Annotated in this window: 15 protein-coding genes; 7 read left to right on the top strand and 8 right to left on the bottom strand. The window is 65.4% G+C overall.

Going from position 1 to position 17,054, the window contains the following annotated elements; genetic code table 11:
* The first annotated feature begins 34 nt into the window (after window positions 1-34).
* The 5 genes from C8C89_RS24205 to C8C89_RS24185 all read left to right on the top strand — a co-directional run bounded on the left by C8C89_RS24205 (window position 35) and on the right by C8C89_RS24185 (window position 4,994).
* Window positions 35-934, top strand: a complete 900-nt coding sequence (locus C8C89_RS24205; RefSeq protein ID WP_133993030.1) for a DMT family transporter — start codon at window positions 35-37, stop codon at window positions 932-934.
* Between the two features lie 203 nt (window positions 935-1,137).
* Window positions 1,138-2,232, top strand: coding sequence for a ChuX/HutX family heme-like substrate-binding protein (locus tag C8C89_RS24200; RefSeq protein WP_208327753.1), 1,095 nt, complete (start codon window positions 1,138-1,140; stop codon window positions 2,230-2,232).
* Window positions 2,220-3,146, top strand: coding sequence for a helical backbone metal receptor (locus C8C89_RS24195; protein ID WP_133993028.1), 927 nt, complete (start codon window positions 2,220-2,222; stop codon window positions 3,144-3,146). The genes C8C89_RS24200 and C8C89_RS24195 overlap by 13 nt, the downstream gene beginning before the upstream one ends.
* Window positions 3,143-4,195, top strand: coding sequence for an iron ABC transporter permease (locus C8C89_RS24190; RefSeq protein ID WP_133993026.1), 1,053 nt, complete (start codon window positions 3,143-3,145; stop codon window positions 4,193-4,195). Before C8C89_RS24195 ends, C8C89_RS24190 begins: the two co-directional genes overlap by 4 nt.
* 10 nt (window positions 4,196-4,205) lie before the next feature.
* Window positions 4,206-4,994 (top strand): ATP-binding cassette domain-containing protein, encoded by a 789-nt coding sequence (locus tag C8C89_RS24185; protein WP_133993024.1) that lies wholly within the window; start codon window positions 4,206-4,208, stop codon window positions 4,992-4,994.
* Window position 4,995: 1 nt separating this feature from the next.
* On the opposite strand, the gene C8C89_RS24180 is transcribed toward C8C89_RS24185, so the two are convergent.
* The 6 genes from C8C89_RS24180 to C8C89_RS24155 all read right to left on the bottom strand — a co-directional run bounded on the left by C8C89_RS24180 (window position 4,996) and on the right by C8C89_RS24155 (window position 11,312).
* On the bottom strand, window positions 4,996-5,430 hold the full coding sequence (locus tag C8C89_RS24180) for a hypothetical protein (RefSeq protein WP_208327752.1): 435 nt from the start codon (window positions 5,428-5,430) through the stop codon (window positions 4,996-4,998).
* The gene (locus C8C89_RS24175; protein ID WP_133993022.1) at window positions 5,427-6,866 is read right to left on the bottom strand and encodes an efflux transporter outer membrane subunit; all 1,440 of its coding nucleotides are present in this window, start codon (window positions 6,864-6,866) and stop codon (window positions 5,427-5,429) included. The genes C8C89_RS24180 and C8C89_RS24175 overlap by 4 nt, the downstream gene beginning before the upstream one ends.
* Complete coding sequence (locus C8C89_RS24170) at window positions 6,863-7,933, bottom strand: HlyD family secretion protein (RefSeq protein ID WP_133993020.1); 1,071 nt, start codon at window positions 7,931-7,933, stop codon at window positions 6,863-6,865. Before C8C89_RS24170 ends, C8C89_RS24175 begins: the two co-directional genes overlap by 4 nt.
* A 28-nt stretch (window positions 7,934-7,961) precedes the next feature.
* Window positions 7,962-9,497 (bottom strand): MFS transporter, encoded by a 1,536-nt coding sequence (locus C8C89_RS24165; RefSeq protein ID WP_133993018.1) that lies wholly within the window; start codon window positions 9,495-9,497, stop codon window positions 7,962-7,964.
* Between the two features lie 117 nt (window positions 9,498-9,614).
* On the bottom strand, window positions 9,615-10,535 hold the full coding sequence (locus C8C89_RS24160) for a LysR family transcriptional regulator (RefSeq protein ID WP_133993016.1): 921 nt from the start codon (window positions 10,533-10,535) through the stop codon (window positions 9,615-9,617).
* A 78-nt stretch (window positions 10,536-10,613) separates the two neighbouring features.
* Window positions 10,614-11,312 (bottom strand): UPF0149 family protein, encoded by a 699-nt coding sequence (locus C8C89_RS24155; protein ID WP_077401213.1) that lies wholly within the window; start codon window positions 11,310-11,312, stop codon window positions 10,614-10,616.
* 222 nt (window positions 11,313-11,534) lie between these two features.
* Between C8C89_RS24155 and C8C89_RS24150 the strand changes: the two genes are divergently transcribed.
* Together C8C89_RS24150 and C8C89_RS24145 are read left to right on the top strand one after the other, a co-directional pair.
* The gene (locus tag C8C89_RS24150; RefSeq protein WP_101480257.1) at window positions 11,535-12,548 is read left to right on the top strand and encodes a serine/threonine protein kinase; all 1,014 of its coding nucleotides are present in this window, start codon (window positions 11,535-11,537) and stop codon (window positions 12,546-12,548) included.
* 232 nt (window positions 12,549-12,780) lie between these two features.
* Window positions 12,781-15,204 carry a hypothetical protein gene (locus C8C89_RS24145; RefSeq protein WP_133993014.1) on the top strand — a complete coding sequence of 808 codons (2,424 nt, stop codon included), beginning with the start codon at window positions 12,781-12,783 and terminating at the stop codon, window positions 15,202-15,204.
* A gap of 164 nt (window positions 15,205-15,368) precedes the next feature.
* On the opposite strand, the gene C8C89_RS24140 is transcribed toward C8C89_RS24145, so the two are convergent.
* Together C8C89_RS24140 and C8C89_RS24135 are read right to left on the bottom strand one after the other, a co-directional pair.
* Window positions 15,369-16,322, bottom strand: coding sequence for a hypothetical protein (locus C8C89_RS24140; RefSeq protein WP_133993012.1), 954 nt, complete (start codon window positions 16,320-16,322; stop codon window positions 15,369-15,371).
* A 290-nt stretch (window positions 16,323-16,612) separates the two neighbouring features.
* Window positions 16,613-16,987 (bottom strand): hypothetical protein, encoded by a 375-nt coding sequence (locus C8C89_RS24135; protein WP_070224711.1) that lies wholly within the window; start codon window positions 16,985-16,987, stop codon window positions 16,613-16,615.
* Between the last annotated feature and the right edge of the window lie 67 nt (window positions 16,988-17,054).

The following is a 17,054-nucleotide window of genomic DNA, read 5'->3' as shown; positions in this document are numbered from 1 at the left end:
CAGGTTTGCCCAGGTGTACTCAAAGAGGTTAGTCATGTCTGATCGCCGCGCTGTTGCGCTGGTGTTGCTGTCGGCCGCCGGTTTCGGCAGTTCCGCTGTGTTTGCCAAGGCGGCATATGCGTCCGGGGTCAACCCGTCGACCATGCTGGCCTTGCGTTTCGTCATCGCCGCCATGTTGCTGCTGCCGCTGGTGTGGCTGGGCGGCTGGCGCTTGCCACGCGGCCGCTTGCTGGCCGGCTACATGCTGATGGGCCTGATGTACACGGCCCAGTCGCAAGGCTATTTCAATGCCCTGATGTATGCCAGCAGCGGCCTGTGCGGCATGTTGCTGTACGTGTATCCCGTGTTGGTGACCATCCTCGCGCTGGCGCTGGGCTGGGAAAAGCTGGACCGCCGCATGCTGGTGCTGATGGCGCTGGCGATTGCCGGCATGGCCATCACCCTGGGTGGCAAGCTGCAGGGGCAGCCCATCGGCATCACCCTGGCATTGATGGCGGCCGGCGTGTACGCCGTGTACATCCTATTTGGCAACAGCCTGTCGAAAAGCCGCGAGAATATTCACCCATTGGCCGCTTGCGTGGTGATCCTGGGCACGGCTGGCCTGTCGAATACTGCGATTGCGTTGTGGCAAGGCGTGTCCTTGCCGGGCACGGCGACGGGCTGGCTGGCCGTCAGCGCCATCGCCCTGTTCTCGACGGCCATCGCGATTGCCGCCTTCTTTGCCGGCGTGGCGCAAATCGGCGCGGCCAAGGCCTCCATCATTTCCACCTTTGAACCTGTCATCACGATGGCGTTCGGCGTGACTTTGCTGAAGGAATCCGTCAGCGGCACGCAATTGCTGGGCGGCGCCATGGTACTGGCCGCCGTGGTCTTGCTGGCGCAGCGGCCCTCGCCCAAGGTGGCGGCCATGCCGGCCGTGCAGGCGAGCGCCTGAACTTTTTTCCTGAACTGATCGGCTGTATCGATCGGTCTCCTTTGGCGCCGCGACGGGTTTCCTGTCGCGGCGCTTTTTTTGCGCGGAAATTTTGAACATAAATAAGTCTTGATTGCGAATGATTCTCATTTATAATTGATTTCAAGATTCCACCACCACCAGCCAGCCCCTGCCAGCCAGTGTTCGCCTTGAAAGGAGACACCGTGTCGAGCACCTTCCCCATTTGCAATACCGAGCTGGTCACCAGTGAATTTGCCCGCCTGCGCCGTGAGAAAAAAGCCCGCCACCGCGACATCGCCGAGGACCTGGGCATTTCCGAAGGCGAGATGATTGCCGCGCATGCTGGCCTGTCGCTGGCCGATGGCGCCTTGCTGGGTGCCGAGCGCCTGCAGGCCGACTGGCCCGCCATCATTGCCGCCCTGGAACCGCTGGGCGAAGTCATGGCGCTGACGCGCAACGCCTCATGCGTGCATGAAAAGACGGGCGTCTACCGCAAGGCCAGCCACAACAACCACGTGGGCCTGGTGCTCGGTGGCGACATCGACTTGCGCGTGTTTTACCGCCACTGGGCGCATGGCTTTGCCGTACGCGAGATGGGAGAGCAAGAAGTGCAGCGCAGCCTGCAATTTTTCGATGCGGCCGGCCATGCTGTGCACAAGATTTTCCTCAAGCCGCAAAGCGACCTGGCCGCTTACGATGCGCTGGTGGCGCGCTTTGCGGACGCGGACCAGGCGGCAGGCATCGCCGTGACGGCGGCGGCGCCGCCGCCGGCGGAATTGCCCGACGCGCAGATCGACGTGGCCGGTTTTCGCGCCGCCTGGGCCGACTTGCGCGACACGCATGATTTTTTCACCGTGCTGAAAAAATACTCGGTCTCGCGCCTGCAGGGCCTGCGCCTGGCCGAAGCGCGCTTCGTGCAGCAGATCGACAAATCCTGCGTGCTTGACCTGCTCAATAGCGCAGCCCTCGAAAAAGTGTCCATCATGGCTTTCGTCGGCAATGCCGGCATGATCCAGATCCATTCTGGCCCCGTGCACAAGATCGCCGTGATGGGGCCATGGATCAACGTCCTCGACACGCGCTTCAACCTGCATTTGCGCGACGACCAGATCGCCAGCGCCTGGGTGGTGAAAAAACCGACCGTCGATGGTCTGGTGACGTCCGTGGAACTGTTCGATGCCAAGGGCGACACCATCGTCATGTTTTTCGGCGAACGCAAGCCGGGCGTGCATGAGTTGTGCGAATGGCGCCATATCGTCGAAAGAGTGGCGCAGGAGGGCGAACTATGCGCCGCATGATCGCCGCCAGCGTGGCGCGCCGCATCGCGCTGAAAAAAATGGGCGCGGGAGCGCTGGCGCTGGCAGCGCCGATGCAGGTGCTGGCCGCCGTCAGCGACGCGGCCAAGCCGATTATCAAGGCGCGGCGCATCGTCAGCGTCGGCGGCGCCCTGACGGAAATCATCTATGCGCTCGAGGCGCAGGGCGAACTGGTGGGCGTCGATACCACCTCGCTGTATCCGGCAGTGGCGCAACAACTGCCGCAGGTTGGTTACGCGCGCACCCTGTCGGTCGAAGGCGTGCTGTCGCTGGCGCCCACGCAGCTGATCGCCACCGAGGAAGCGGGGCCGCAAGCGGTGCTGCGCCAGGTGCGCGACGCGGGCGTGCCGGTGGCGGTGCTGAACGCAAATAACAAATTCGAAGGCTCGCTCGCACGGGTAAAACAGGTGGGCCAGATCACGGGACGTACTGACCCCGCCGCGCGCCTGGCGCAAGCCTTGCAACAGCAGTGGAACGGCGCCCTGGCCAAGGTGGGCCAGCGCAGCCACGCGCCCGTGCGCGTATTGTTCATCCTCGCCCATGCGCCCAACCAGGTGATGGTGGGTGGGCGCGAGACGGGCGCCGACGCCATGCTGGCGTATGCGGGCGCCGTCAACGTGATGGGCGGGCAGGGTGGATTCTCCGGCTACAAGCCGCTCACGCCCGAAGCCGTGATCGCCGCGCGGCCCGACCTCGTCCTCGTCACGGACCAAGGGCTGAAGGCCTCGGGCGGCGTGGATGGCATATTGAAACTGCCAGGGCTGGCGCAGACGCCGGCCGGCCGCAAGCACCGCATCGTCTCGCTGGAAGCCATGCTGCTGCTGGGCTTTGGCCCGCGCATGCCGCAGGCGCTGGCCGACCTGGACGCGGCCGTCGCGCAAGCCATGGCCGCATGAACGTGGCCTCCGTGGTGTCCGTTGCTCCGTGGCGCTGGCCACGCTGGAGCGCAGGCGGGCTGCTGGCCGCCGCACTGGCTTGCGGTTTGCTCGCCGCCGTGCAGGCAGGTGCCGTGCCGGTGACCCTGGCAGACTGGCTGGCGCCGTTTCAATCTGGCGACGCGGCGCAGTCCGGCGGCGCCTATGTGCTGTGGCATATCCGCCTGCCGCGCGCCCTGTTCTCCATCTTGATCGGCGCCGCGCTGGCGCTGGCCGGCGGCTTGACGCAAGGGCTGTTTCGCAATCCGCTGGCCGACCCGGGGCTGCTGGGCGTGAGCAGCGGCGCCGCCTGCGCGGGCGCGGCCACCATCGTCTTCGCGGCCAGCCTGCACGTGGCGCCCGAGTTGCGCGTATGGCTATTACCGGCCGCCGCGTTTGCCGGCGCCATGCTCATTTGCGTGCTGCTCGACAGGGTCGCCCGCTGGGCCACGCCCGGTTCCATCGTCGGCCTGCTGCTGACGGGCGTGGCGCTGAACGCCATCACGGTGGCTGTCATGGGCCTGTGCATTTACCTGGCCAGCGACGACCAGTTACGCACCCTGACTTTCTGGACCCTCGGCTCGCTGTCGGCCGGCAGCTGGCGCCAGGTAGCGGCCTTGCTGCTGGTGCTGGCCTGCGCGCTGTGGGCCACGCGTTTCCTGATGCGTTCACTCAATGCACTGGCGCTGGGCGAAGCGCAGGCGCTGCACGTGGGCATCGACGTGGGCCGGTTGCGCACACAGGTGATTGTGCTGGTGGCCGTGCTGACGGGTTTTGCCGTCGCCTGGTGCGGCGGCATCGGCTTCATCGGCCTGATCGCGCCGCACCTGGTGCGCACATGGATGGGGGCCGACCAGCGCCGCGTGCTGCCGCTGGGCATGCTGATGGGCGGCTTGCTGCTGCTGTTGGGCGACACGCTGGCGCGCACGGTCGCCATTCCCGCGGAAGTCCCCGTCGGTATTTTCACGGCCTTGCTGGGCGGGCCATTTTTCCTGATGCTGTTGCGGCGCTTCCGCCACAGCAGCACCTGAAAGGATAAGCATGACGCCCCTGCTGGAACTCTCTTTCGCCACCACGCAACTGGGCCAGCAGTACTTCGGTCCCTTCAATGTGCAGGTACATGCCGGCGAGCGCATCGCCATCCTCGGTCCCAGCGGCGCGGGCAAGTCGACCCTGCTCAAACTGCTGGCGCGCGAACTGCGTCCGCAGGCGGGCCAGGTGGCGTTCGCGGGCCGGCCGCTGGCGCAGTGGCCGCTGGCCGAACTGGCGCTGCGCCGGGCCGTCCTGCCGCAAGGTTCGAACGTGGCCTTCGGATTGCAGTGCGAGCTGGTGATCGGCCTGGGGCGGGTGGCGCGCCTGGCCGACCCGCAACTGGAGCGGATCGTGCAGGACGCGGCCGCCCTGGCGCATGCCGCGCATCTGCTGGGCCGCCGTTTGGACACCCTGTCCGGCGGCGAACAGGCCAGGGTGCAGCTGGCGCGCATCTTCGCGCAGATGTGGGATGTGCAGGATGGCTTGATACTGGTCGACGAACCGCTGGCGGCGCTCGATCCCGGTCTGCAGTTCGATCTGCTCGATAGCCTGCAGCAGTTCTGTGCCGCGCGCGGCCACGCCGTCGTCGCCATCCTGCACGACATCAATCATGCCTTGCTGGGCTTCGAGCGGCTGCTGCTGGTGCGCTCGGGCCAGCTGGTCGCCGATCTCGCCAGCGGTGCCGGCGCCGTGCCGGCCCTTGCCGCGCTGTACGGCATCGCCCTGACGACGGCGACCAACAGCGATGGCGACGTGTGCGTCATCCCTGCCAGAAGCGCGGTCCGCAGGGCCGCCTGATTCACCAGACGTCCGCCGCGCGCGGCCGCGCCATCTGGCCGCTGCCCAGCAGCCACACCATCAGGGCCTCGGCCTGTTCGCGCGTGGCCGCCACTTCCTGCACGATACCAAAGGCTTTCATGGCGCCCGCCGTCATCGCCTGCAGGCGCGCGCGTTGTTCCGCGTCCGCCTCGACTGACACCAGGCCCCGGCAAAGGGCGGCCAGCGCTACCTTGTTGTGCTTGAGCCACAGGCCGCGCCGCTTGCGGTCGATGTGCGCTTCGTCGCTGCGTTCCTCTTCGAACAGCATGACGAACGGTACACCATGGCGCAGCAGGGCGTCCATGTCGTTTTCCCACAGCGGAGCATAGCCGGTGACGGCCGTTTCAGGGCGAAAGCGCACGATGGGAAAGTCGCTGACGTCGTGGATGGAAAAGTGTGCGGGATTCGGTTTCATGGCATGCTTCCTTGCGAGGTGGTTGAAAATGCTTGCCAGCCGCCGCCCAGCGCCTTGTAGACCTGGACCAGCGACAGCGAAGCGGTGGCGTGGCTGTCGACCAGCGCCGCTTCGTTGTTCAATAAAGTGTTTTGCACATGCAGCACGTTGATCAAGTCCGTGCCGCCCTGGCGGTACTGCAGTTCCGCGCTGCCCAGCGCCCGCCGTCCCTGCTTGACGGCTTCATCGAGGCTAGCCTGGCGGCGGGCGTTGGCCTGGTAGCCAGATAGCGCATCTTCCACTTCGTGCCAGGCGGCCAGCACCGTCTGGCGGTAGGCGATGGCCGCTTCCTGCTGCTGCGCCTCGCGCAATTGCAGATTGCCGCGCAGGCGGCCGCCGTCGAACAGGGGCACGCTGAAGCCGGGGCCGAAGGCAAAGCGCTTGGCGTCCCAGCCGATGTCGGACAGCTGCATCGCTTGCAAGCCGATGCTGCCCGAGAGCGTGATGCGCGGATAAAAATCGCCTTGCGCCACGCCGATGGCGGCCGTGGCCGCGTGCAGCTGCGCTTCGGCGCGGCGGATGTCGGGGCGCCGCCCGGCCAGGCTGCTCGGCACACCCAGCTGCACCTGCATGGCCACTGTGGGAATGCCCTTGCCCGCCGCCAGTTCCGCCTGCAGGGACTGCGGCGGCAGCGCCAGCAAGAGGGCGAGGGCATTGCCCAGGCGCGCTTCGCGCTGCTGCAGCGGCGGCAGGCGCGCTTCGATGGTGGCCACGTGGGCCGCCGCCTCGGCCTCGTCGAGCTGAGTCGCCGCGCCTTCCTGCAGGCGGATGCGGGTCAGGTCTAGGGTATGGCGGGCGATATCGAGCAGCTGCTGCGTGATGGCCAGCGTCTGCTGCGCGCCGCGCAACTCGATGTAGTCGCGCGCCGTTTCGGCCAGCACGGCCAGCAGCACGCCGCGTTGCGTTTCCAGGGCCACCTCGACCCTGGCGTCGGCCGCTTCCACTTCGCGCCGCACGCGGCCCCACAGGTCCAGCTCCCAGGCTGCATCGAGATTGCTTTGCCACAGGCTGTAGGCGGATTGGCCGTCGTTGCGCGACGGGTCGCTCAAGCCTTGTGCACTGTTACGCGCGCGGCCATAGCTGCCATTCGCGCCCAGGGATGGGCTTTGCGCGGCACCGGCCACGCCGCGCGCGGCGCGGCTTTGTTGCAGCCGGCTGCTTGCCGCCAGCACGTCGAGGTTGGCGCCGGCGGCGCGCTGCAGCAAGGACGACAGGGTGGTATCGCCAAAGCTGTCCCACCAGCGCTGCTCGATGGCGCCATCCTGCCTTGCGGTGAAACGGGCATCCTCCGCCTGGCGCCATTGCTGTCCCAGATCGTTGTGCGGGCGCTGGAAGTCGGTGCCGACGCTGCCGCAGCCGGCCAGGCCCAGGGCCGTGATGAGTACCAGTGCTTTCATCGTGCGCTCACCTGTTGCAGCTGTTGGCGGCGCACGGCCGTATCGATGCGCACTTCGGCCGACATGCCCACGCGCAGGCGATGTTCGCCATCCTGGCCGGGATCGAGCGCGATCCTGACGGGGATGCGCTGCACCACCTTGGTGAAATTGCCGGTGGCGTTTTCCGGCGCGATGGCGGCAAACGTCACGCCTGTGGCGGGCGCGATGCTGTGCACCGTGCCGTGCAGGAGCACGCCCGGATAGGCGTCGACGGCGATGCTGGCGGGCTGGCCCTGGCGCACGTGGGTCAGCTGAGTTTCCTGCAGGTTGGCGACGACGAAGCTGCGGTTCAAGGGCACCACGGCCATCAGGCTGGCGCCGGGAGTTACCAGGGCGCCGACGCGCACGGCACGGCGTCCCACGATGCCGTCGATGGGGGCGCGCAGCTGCGTATGCGACAAATCAAGTTCGGCCCGTTGCAGGCTGGCGTGGGCGCGCAGCAGGGCCGCTTCTGCCGCGCCTTGCTGCGCTTGCAAAATTTCCGTCTGCTTGCGGGTGGAAACCAGGGCGGCGCGGTTTTGCGCCAGGCGTGCGCGGCTCACGTCGAAGCGCGATTGCGCCTGCTGCGCGTTCTGCACGCTCCCCGCGCCCTGGCCGGCCAGATGCTGCGAACGGGCCAGTTCCTGCTGCGCCAGTTTGTCTTCCGCCTGGTTGGCGTCGACCAGGGTGGTGGCTTGTTCGATCACCGATTGCTGGCGCTGCAAGGTGGAGCGGGCATGGTCCAGCTGCGCCTCGGCGCCGGCTACTTCGGCGCGGGCCGAGGCGGCGGCGGCCTGGTAGTCGCGGTCGTCGATGCGCGCCAGCAGATCACCCGCCGTGACAGTCTGGTTGTCTTCCACCAGCACTTCCCGCACGATGCCCCCCACCTTGGGGGACAGTACGGTGTAGTCGGCGCTGACAAAGGCGTCGTCGGTGCTTTGTTCATCGCCATGGGCGAATAGCATTTGCCAGGCGCAAAAGGCGAGGGCGCAGGCCAGCAGGGCCAGGCCGAGGATAAAAGCGCGCGAGCGCAGGATGGGGACATTCATGGTGAGGCTCTTTCGTAAAAATGAAAACTCAAGCGGCGCGCGGCGGATAGACGCGCGTCGGCAGGATGGGAATGATCAGGATCATGGCCAGCGCGATCATGGCCACGGTGAGGTACAGGTCGGACGAGGTCAGGGTGACGACTTGCGCATGCATGCGCTGTGCCAAACCCGGTACGTCCACGGCGGTCGGCAGGTTGCCCAGGCGCTCGCTGAGCACCGTCGAATGGAAATGATTGCGGCGCGTGATCAGCGCATCGAGCACGCCGGTGGCGACGACGGCCGACATGCCCTTGATGGTGTTGAACCAGGCCGAGGCGAATGGGCCATCCTGCGGCGCCAGGCCCGTGGTGGCCAGCAGCAGCAAGGGGATCACGGCCATGGGTTGCGCAAAGATCTGTACCGCTTGCAGCAGGTAGAAATGCGTGCGTATCCAGTCCGGCGACATGCGCGCTCCGAGCACGCAGGACAGGGCCAGCAGGGCCAGGCCGATGGCCAGTACCCAGCGGCAGTCGACCGCGCGGATATTGCACAGGGCGGCCACCAGCGGCAGGGCGATCAACTGCGGCAGCGCCACCATCAGCATCACGGGCGCCGTTTGCAGCGGGCGATAGGCGTGCACCTGCGCCAGGTAGGACGAGGGAATCAGGATTACGGCCAGCAGCACGAACAGCACGCCGCCCAGGGTCAGCAGGGCGTGGCTGAGGTTGCGCCGCGACAGCAGCTGCAGTTTGAAGAACGGCAGCGGATGCGACCACTCGTTGATGAAAAACAGCACCAGCAGCAGGAGACCGCCCCCCAGCAGCACGCAGATCAGCGGCGAGGCGAACCATGCCAGGCGCTCGCCCTGCAGCATGCCGACCACCAGCATGCTGATGGCGGGCAGGCCAAGCAGCAGGCCGCGCCAGTCGAACTGGCGGAAGCGCTCCAGGCGCAGCGGGTCTTGCGGCAAGCCCCAGGACACCATTAGCAGAGCGACGATGCTGCCCGGGACGACTTGCCAGAAGGCCCATTGCCAGCCCAGGTACTCGGCCCAGAAGGCCGCCAGCGGCGTGCCCAGGCTCGGGCCAAAGGTGGCGCTCAGCGCATAGCCGCCCAGGCCATACAGCTTGATATTCGGCGGCAGGAAGCGCAGCGCCACCGTCATCAGCATGGGCGGCAGGGCGCCGCCGGCCGCGCCCTGCACCACGCGCAGGAACATCAGCACGGACAAGTTCGGTGCGAACGGGCATAGCAGGCCGGCGGCCATGCAGACGAGGATGGCGGTGGCCGTCAGGCGGCGCAGCGAGAAGGTGACGGAGCACCACGGCGCAAACGCCATGGCCGACACCGAGGCGGCCGCATACAGGGCGACGAGCCAGCTGGCGTCGTCGCGCGCGATGCCCATGGCGCCGCGGATATCGGCCAGCGCGACCTTGGTGATGTTTTCATTCAGGCCGGACACCAGCACGGCCAGCAGCACGCCGGCCAGGCCCGTGGCCAGGCGCAGGCCGAAAACGGGGGGCGCGGGCGGTGAAGGGGGAGGCGGCGCCGTCGGGACGGCGCCGGGTAGCAGTACAGCGGACACAGGGAACTCCGTGGATGAGAATCATTCCACGCAGTATAGGTAGCCGTTAATCTTGTGAAAATTGATAATTAATGAAGTCTGAATTGCGTCTGGTGCAATGATGCTGGGGCTCAGACCCTAAGCGTCCGGCGGCGTGCTGCCGCACAGCTCCTTGATCATGCGGCGCAGCCAGCGGTGCGCATGGTCGTGATCGAGGCGCGGGTGCCAGGCCTGAAACACGTCGACATTGTCGACGGGAATGGGCAGCGGGAACTGTCGTAGCTTCAAGCCCAGCCGCTCGACGATGGGCAGCAGGGGCGCGGGCATCAGCGGCAGCAGCAGGCGCGAATCGGCGACGGCGAAGATGGCAGACTGAAAATTGGGCGTGATCAGCGAGACTCGGCGCGCGTAGCCCCGCTCGGCCAGGGCCGTGTCGAACGGGCCGCGCGCCAGGCCGCGCCGCGAGACGCTGATATGTTCGTGCTCGGTAAAGCTGTCGAGGTTGATGGGGCCGTCGAAGATCGGATGGTCGCTGCGGGCGATGCCGACAAAGCTGCTGGAAAACAGATGCTGCAGCTTGATGTCTGGTGCAAAGGCGCGCCGGGCGCTGATGTACAGGTCGATGCGGCCCGCGTGCAGGGCGTCGTTTTCCGTGGCGCCATCGCCTTCTGGCACGAAGCGCAGCGCCGTGTGCGGCGCATGGATGGCCAGCAGGTCGCGCAGTTTGCCGCCATACGCGCCGACAAATACGTCGTTGGCGCACAGGCTGAAGGTACGTTCCAGCGTGCGCAGGTCGATTTCCCGGCCGGAAGTGAAGACGGCGTGCGCCTGCTCCACCACGCTGCGCACCTGCTCGCGCAATTCCAGCGCGCGCGGGGTGGGCGTCAGGCCGCGCCCGGAGCGCACGAAGACGGGGTCGCCGATGGCGTCGCGGATGCGCGACAGGGTGCGGCTCATGGCCGGTGCGCTCAAATTCATGCGCCGCGCTGCGGCCACGGCGCTGCCTTCCTCGAGCAGGATGTCGAGGGCAACGAGCAGGTTCAGGTCGGGGAGTTTCATGCGGCGATTATAGCCCTTGGGCCAACGCCAGCGCTGCGCCGGCAGGACGCCGGCGCAGAGGGAGATGCTACTGCTGGATTACTCGGCTGCCGGCTCGGCGCCGCAGCATTTCTTGAACTTCTTGCCGCTGCCACAAGGGCAGTCGTCGTTACGGCCCACTTTTGGCTCTTCGCGCTTCATGGTTTGCACGGGTGCCTTGCGGCGCGGTACCCAGAAACGGTGGATGGCCGGCAGGTTCGCTTCCAGTTCCTGCGCCAGCTTGTGCGCCTTGACCGGGTCTTCCACCAGTTTCAGTTCTTCTTCCTTGATTTCGTCGGCGCCCAGCAGGTAGATTGGCTGCATCAGCTCGGCTACTTCGGAATCCCAGATTTCGTTCCACGAGCCAGGACGCAGTTCCATGCCGTCCCAGAAGCCCCAGCACCAGGCTTCGGCGTCGATCAGGGTCTGGCCTTCGTAGTCGTGTTCGACGAACAGGGCCTCGAATTCCTTCGGTGCGACTTCAAACGTCACCAGCACTTCGTTCATGAAGCGCATGATCAGGTTGACGATGCGCTCTTCTTCCTTGCTGTTCTTGAATTTTGGTGCATCTTCGGCATCTTCGCCCCAGACGCGCGGCAACCACTCTGCCGGCATGATCGGTTCCGGGCCGATGGCCACCGCCGTCAGATAGCCGTGCAGCATATCCATGGTCATCGCGTCTTCGGAGCAGCGGTCCGACAACAGGAATTGGTCTAATTCGTCAAATTCTTTTTCTGATAATGGCTGTTCGAGTTGCATGGCTTGCTCTTTGTATTGAATGTAAGCCGCCAGTATACGCTGAGCTGCGGCTTACCGCCGAATAACCCCCAATTAAACCTGCTGCACGTCGTGATTTTTCATCTCCGATGCTCACTGCACCAAAGTACAGTTCCGCTTCTCGACGCCAACTTCCTCCCACTGGCGAGGGTTTTCTCAGGTGTAATCAGCATGATTTTTTGTGCGCGCCTTACAATGTCGCTTATGCACAATGAAAACCAGCCGCACGAGGACGACCGGCCCGTCCATCCCTTTTCCGCTCTGAGCCCCGATTGCGTCCTCGACGCCCTCGATAGCGTGGGACTGCGCGGCGATGGCCGCCTGCTGGCGCTCAACAGCTATGAAAACCGCGTCTACCAGGTGGGCATCGAAGACAGCGCGCCCCTGGTGGCCAAGTTTTACCGCCCCAAGCGCTGGAGCGATACGGCCATCCTGGAAGAACACGCGTTCGTGTCCGAGCTGGTCGAACGCGAAATCCAGGTGGTGCCGGCGCTGGAAATCAATGGCAGCACCTTGCACCAGTACCAGGGCTTCCGCTTTGCCGTCTTCCCCCGTCACGGAGGCCGCGCGCCCGAGCTGGACGACCCTGCCACCCTGGAGTGGACAGGGCGCTTCATCGGCCGTATCCATGCCGTCGGCGCACTGTCCACCTACAAGGAGCGGCCGGCGCTCGATCACCAGACGTTCGGCGTCGAGCCGCGCGAGTTTTTGCTGGAGGGAAATTTCCTGCCGCCCGAACTGCTGGCCGCGTATTCCAGCGTGGCGCAGCAGGCGCTCGATGGCGTCAAGCGCTGCTATGACCGCGCGGGTGACGTGGCCGTGCTGCGCACGCATGGCGATTGCCATGGCGGCAACGTGCTGTGGACGGACGCAGGTCCCCATTTCGTCGATTTCGACGATAGCCGCATGGGCCCGGCCATCCAGGACCTGTGGATGATGCTGTCTGGCGAGCGGGGTGACATGGTGCGCCAGATGAGCGACATCCTGGCCGGCTACGAAGACTTTTGCGATTTCGACCCGCGCCAGCTATACCTGGTCGAAGCGCTGCGCACGCTGCGCCTGATCCATTATTCGGCCTGGCTGGCGCGCCGCTGGGACGACCCCGCCTTTCCCGTTGCCTTCCCGTGGTTTAACACGCAGCGCTACTGGCAAGACCGCATCCTTGAACTCAGGGAGCAAGTTGCCCTGATGGACGAAGCGCCGCTCTGGCCAATTTAAGCGCGCGATAAAACGCCTATGGCGGCGTTGCATTGCCTAGGCGTACTATTCGCACTGCCTTCGGCAATGCGCCTTGCCCTGAGCATTTTCTCGGACGCTTAAATCCCAGCCAAATCCTGAAAAGAGCGGTAAAAGTCGCTCTTCTTGCCGTGCTGATTTGCATGTGCTTGCTCGATAATGGTGTTAATAAATTCCCATAAGCAACGGAATTCACCCGAATAAGCGAGAAATCATGCAAGCACAGCAAAATCAGCGCCAGGCCGCCTCCCTCACCGTCGCGTATTCCGCCGACGACGAGTTCGACCAGGACAGCCTGGTCTCGCTGCATGATTTCAAGGACCTGGAGCGCAAGGCGGAAGCGCCCGTTGTCGCCAACACGCCAGCACTGCAAGCCGAGCCGGCAGCGGAAGCCGACAGCAAGTCGCCTGTCGCCGAACGCCAAAAAATGGAATTGAAAGCTATCCACGAGGCGATTGCCCGCGTGGAGGCGGAAGCGAAGGCCACCTGTGCCGCCGAAAGCCGCGCGCTGGCCGAGGCGCGCGTGCGCTCGCTGGCCGAGGACCGCGCCGCCATCGATGCCGCCGCCGCCGCCGCCGCACAGCAAAATGCGCAGGCCGCCGAAGAAGCCATTGCCGCCAACCGCGAACGTCTCGATACCATGCGCGCCGCCGCGCAAGCCAGCGTGGCCCGTCTGGAAGCGGTCAAGCAGGAGACGGCCGAACTGCGCGCCCGCGTGGAGTCCGATAATGCCATCCGCCTGGCTGCCGAGCAGCGTTCGCGCGCCGAGCAGGAAAGCCGTTTGCGCGCCAGCGAGCAGGTGGCCGTGCAGTCGGAGCTGGCCGAACAGGCCGCCCGCGCCGCCGAAGAATTGCAGGTGCAGACGGAGCAGGCCCGCCTGCAAGCCGTCGAGCGCGTCGCCGCCGTGCAGGCGGCCAAGGATGAAATGGTGGGTATCGCCTCGGCCGATGCCCGAGTCGCCGTGCTGGCGCGCGAACGCGAGCGCCATGCGCACGGTGCGCGCCAGACGGCGCAGATGCTGGCCGAAGCGGAAAGCGAAGCGCTGGACTTGACGGTGCAGCGCGAGCGCGCCGACCAGATCGCGCTGGAATCGGCCTTTAACCGGGCAGCCGCCGAAGTGCGCGCCCTGGAAGAAGCGCGTGCGCTGGCGCACCTGGAACAGGAACGCGAAGCCATCGCCCTGGCGCAGGCGGAATCGGAACGCCATGCGGCGCAGTCCCTGCGTCTGCGCTTGCAGACGGAAAAGGAATTGCGCGACGCAGCCATCCACCGCGAGCGCCTGGAAATGGTCGCCGTCGCCAGCGCGCAGGCGCGCCGCGATGCCGACGTGCGCATCCTTGCCGCCACCGAGGCGCGCATCGAGGTGGACCGACAGTTGCGTGCCGTGGCGCTGGCCCGCGTGGCCGCCGAACAGGATGCGGAAATCGCCGGCCACGCCAAGCTGGAAGCGGAAACGGCCGCCCTCGAAGAAACCAGGGCACGCGAAGCGTCTGAGCAGGCAGCCGCCGTAGCAGCGGCCCGTGAACTGGAAGAGCAGCAGCGCGCCGCCAGCCTGGCGCAGGAACGCACCGAACTGGCGCGACAGGCGTCGGAACTGGCTGCCATCCAGAACGATGCCGAGCAGGCCGAGGTCGATGCCGGCAAGGCTACAGTGGCAATGCAGGCGCAGGCATCGCAACTGGCGCAGGAAAAAGCCCGCCAGGCAGAGCAATTGCTGCAAGCCGAGCAGGAGCGCCTGGCTGCCGAACAAGCCGCCATCGTGGCATTGAAAGAGAAACTGGAAGCGGAAGCGCTGGCGTTCAACGCGGCGCAGGAACGCATCGCCGCCGAAGGCGCGCAAGCTGAACTGCTGCGCGGCCAGCATGCGGCCGAGCAGGCCTTGCGGGAAGCGGCGCAAAAGGAAGCCGACGCTATCCGCATCCTGATGGATCAGGCGCTGGTCGAGGGCGAGCAGAAAGCCGCTGCCGCGCAAGCCGTGCAGGCGCAGGCGCGCCTGGCCGTGGAACTGGGCCAGGTGCATAGCGAGCGCGCCCGCGTGGAAGAAGACAAAGCCCTGGCAGCCGACGCACTGCTGGCATCCGAACGCGATTTCGTCGCCGCCGAGCGCGAGTCGCTGGCGCTGATCGCGCAAAAACTGGTGCAGCAGCGCCAGACCAGCAGTGCCGAAGAGCGCGCCTCGCAAGCCATCGCCGGCCGTCTGGAAGCGGAAAAGCAGGCGACGGCGGCCGCCGAATCGCGCGCCGCCACGGAACAGCAGGCGCTCGACGCCATGCGCCAGCGCGAGCAGCTGGAACGGACCGCGCAGCAAGCGGCCAGCGAGAAACTCGCCGCGCAGCAAGCCTTGCTGGCCAGCGCCCAGGCCCATGCGGCCCTGCAGCGCAAGGCCGCCGAGACCACGCGCGCGATGGCTGCGGCCAAGCAGCAATTGCTGGACCTGGAAACGGCGCGCGCGCAGCAGCAAGAGCGCGAACTGGCCGCCCTGCGCGCCAGCCTGGAGCAGCCGCAAACTGTCTTTTCCAGCTCCTTGAGCGCCGCCCGTGCGAAAGCCGAACAAGTGAGCTCGGCGAGTCTGACGCGCGAAGTGATTGAGCGCTTGACGCAGCCTAACGAGGCAGGTGCCGTCTGGCGTTCGCGCTAGGCAGGATACCGAACCAAACCTACTGCGCGGCGCGCTTTGCGCCCGGCGATGCTCACCGTACTAGAGTACGGTTGCGCTTCTCGGCCACAAATCACTGCCGCTCGCTATGGTTTTGTTCGGTATCGTTACTTTAGTGGAAGAGCGAGATTTTTTACGTTTCTCTATCAGAACTTTCTCCCCACTCCCACCAAAATCACATCCGCATCGCGGTGGTAATCCGTCACCACCCGGTTCCAGGCAACTTGCGCCACCCAGCGGCGGTCGAGGTGGTAGCGGGCAGTGGCCGACAGCAAGCCTGTCAGGCGCGTGCTGTGGCCCTGGGTGTCGCGCCCGTCCCACGCCAGGTAGGGACCGCCACCCATGCCGAATTCCACCTTTTCATTGAGCGAACGGATCAGCCACAGCTGGGCGGCCACGCCGCGCCGGTGCGCCAGGTCGGTATTGCCCTCATCGAGGGCGGTGACCGTCCAGTCCACGTATTCTCCCGCCGCGCGCCGGTATTCCAGGGTGAACGGGCGCGCGCTTTCCGAGCGCAAGCTGTTGACGATGGTGTGGCCCGTCGATAGCGTCAATGTGTCGTCGTGGGCCCAGTTCTGCAGGTGCAGCTTGGCGCCTGGCACGCCGTCATAGCGGTAGCCGGCGCCGATCAGCAGGTGCGTGGTGTTGTCCTTGCCATCGGGCTTGATGCGGTTGATTTGCGCTTGCGCATACCAGCGGTTGTCGAACTGCCAGCGCGCCTGCAGGCTGACGATGGAACCCCAGCCGTGGTCATTGTCGAAGTTGTGCAGGCCGTCGTCGGTTCTGGCCGTGTCAAAGAAGAAATAGCGGCCCACGCCGGCGCCTAGCATCAGGCCCTGGTCCACTTTTTTCGTGCGCAGCCAGAACTGGCCCGCCATGCCGTCGCGGTGATGGTCTTCCGGGTGCCCTTCGTTGATGTACGACAGACTGACGGCGTTGTAGTTGCCCACTGGCTGCGTGTAGCTGATGGCGGCAACAAAGGTGCGCTCATTGGTCGAACTGACTTTCAGGGCGCCGGCCATGCCGGACAGGTCCTGTGCCTGGACGGACAGGGGGAGCGAGGCGGCCAGCAAGGCCAGGACAGAATGGCGGATGCGCATGAAATTTCCGGTGATGATGCAGGCTGAAGGTCGGCTGGCTGGGCAACATGCGATAGCGCAATAATCACGCACATTTACTACATTAGTAAAATGTCTCAGTCAGAACTAATTGCCCTAGTGTATAAGAAAGTGAGAATGTGTGAGGCGCGCCAGCCGCGCCATGCATTTCTTGCTGGCAGGGAATCGGTGGCTGAAGGGGAGGGGAATGGCGCCGGCACGAGTATGGCTGGCCGGCGCGATGCTGCTGGAGTTGCTGGAGTTGCTGGACTTGCGGTCGTATTACTGTCTTATTATTGGCTGAGTACGACTTTGTCGGCAAAATATTCGGTCTCGCCGAAGCATTGCGTCGGCACGCCCTTGTGCTGGCTGTAGGTGACGAGGATGCGCTTGCCGGCGGCGGCCGACAACTGCTTCGCCACTTCCTCGTCGCGCACGCTGAACTGGAATTTTTCAGGGATGGTGCCCGGCAGTGCCGTCAGCAGTAATTCACCCTCCCATGTCTTGCAAATCCAGCCCCGTTTGGAGAACTTTTGCAGGTAGCCCGCCCGTTCGCCTTCCGAGTACGAGAAGCTGAGGGCCATCCACGTGTAGGCCGCCAGCAGCAGGAAGCCGGCCACGAGGAAGATGGCGAAGGCGAAGGTGACTTTTTTGGTCGTAGGGGTCATGTTGACTTTTATCGTTAAATTGAGGAAAACCCGGGGTCAGACGGGGACGCCGAGTCCCGGCGGGTCT

Origin of the sequence: Janthinobacterium sp. 75, assembly GCF_004365495.1 — a bacterium.
Lineage (GTDB): Bacteria > Pseudomonadota > Gammaproteobacteria > Burkholderiales > Burkholderiaceae_D > Janthinobacterium.
This window is presented reverse-complemented; position numbering and strand designations above follow the sequence as displayed.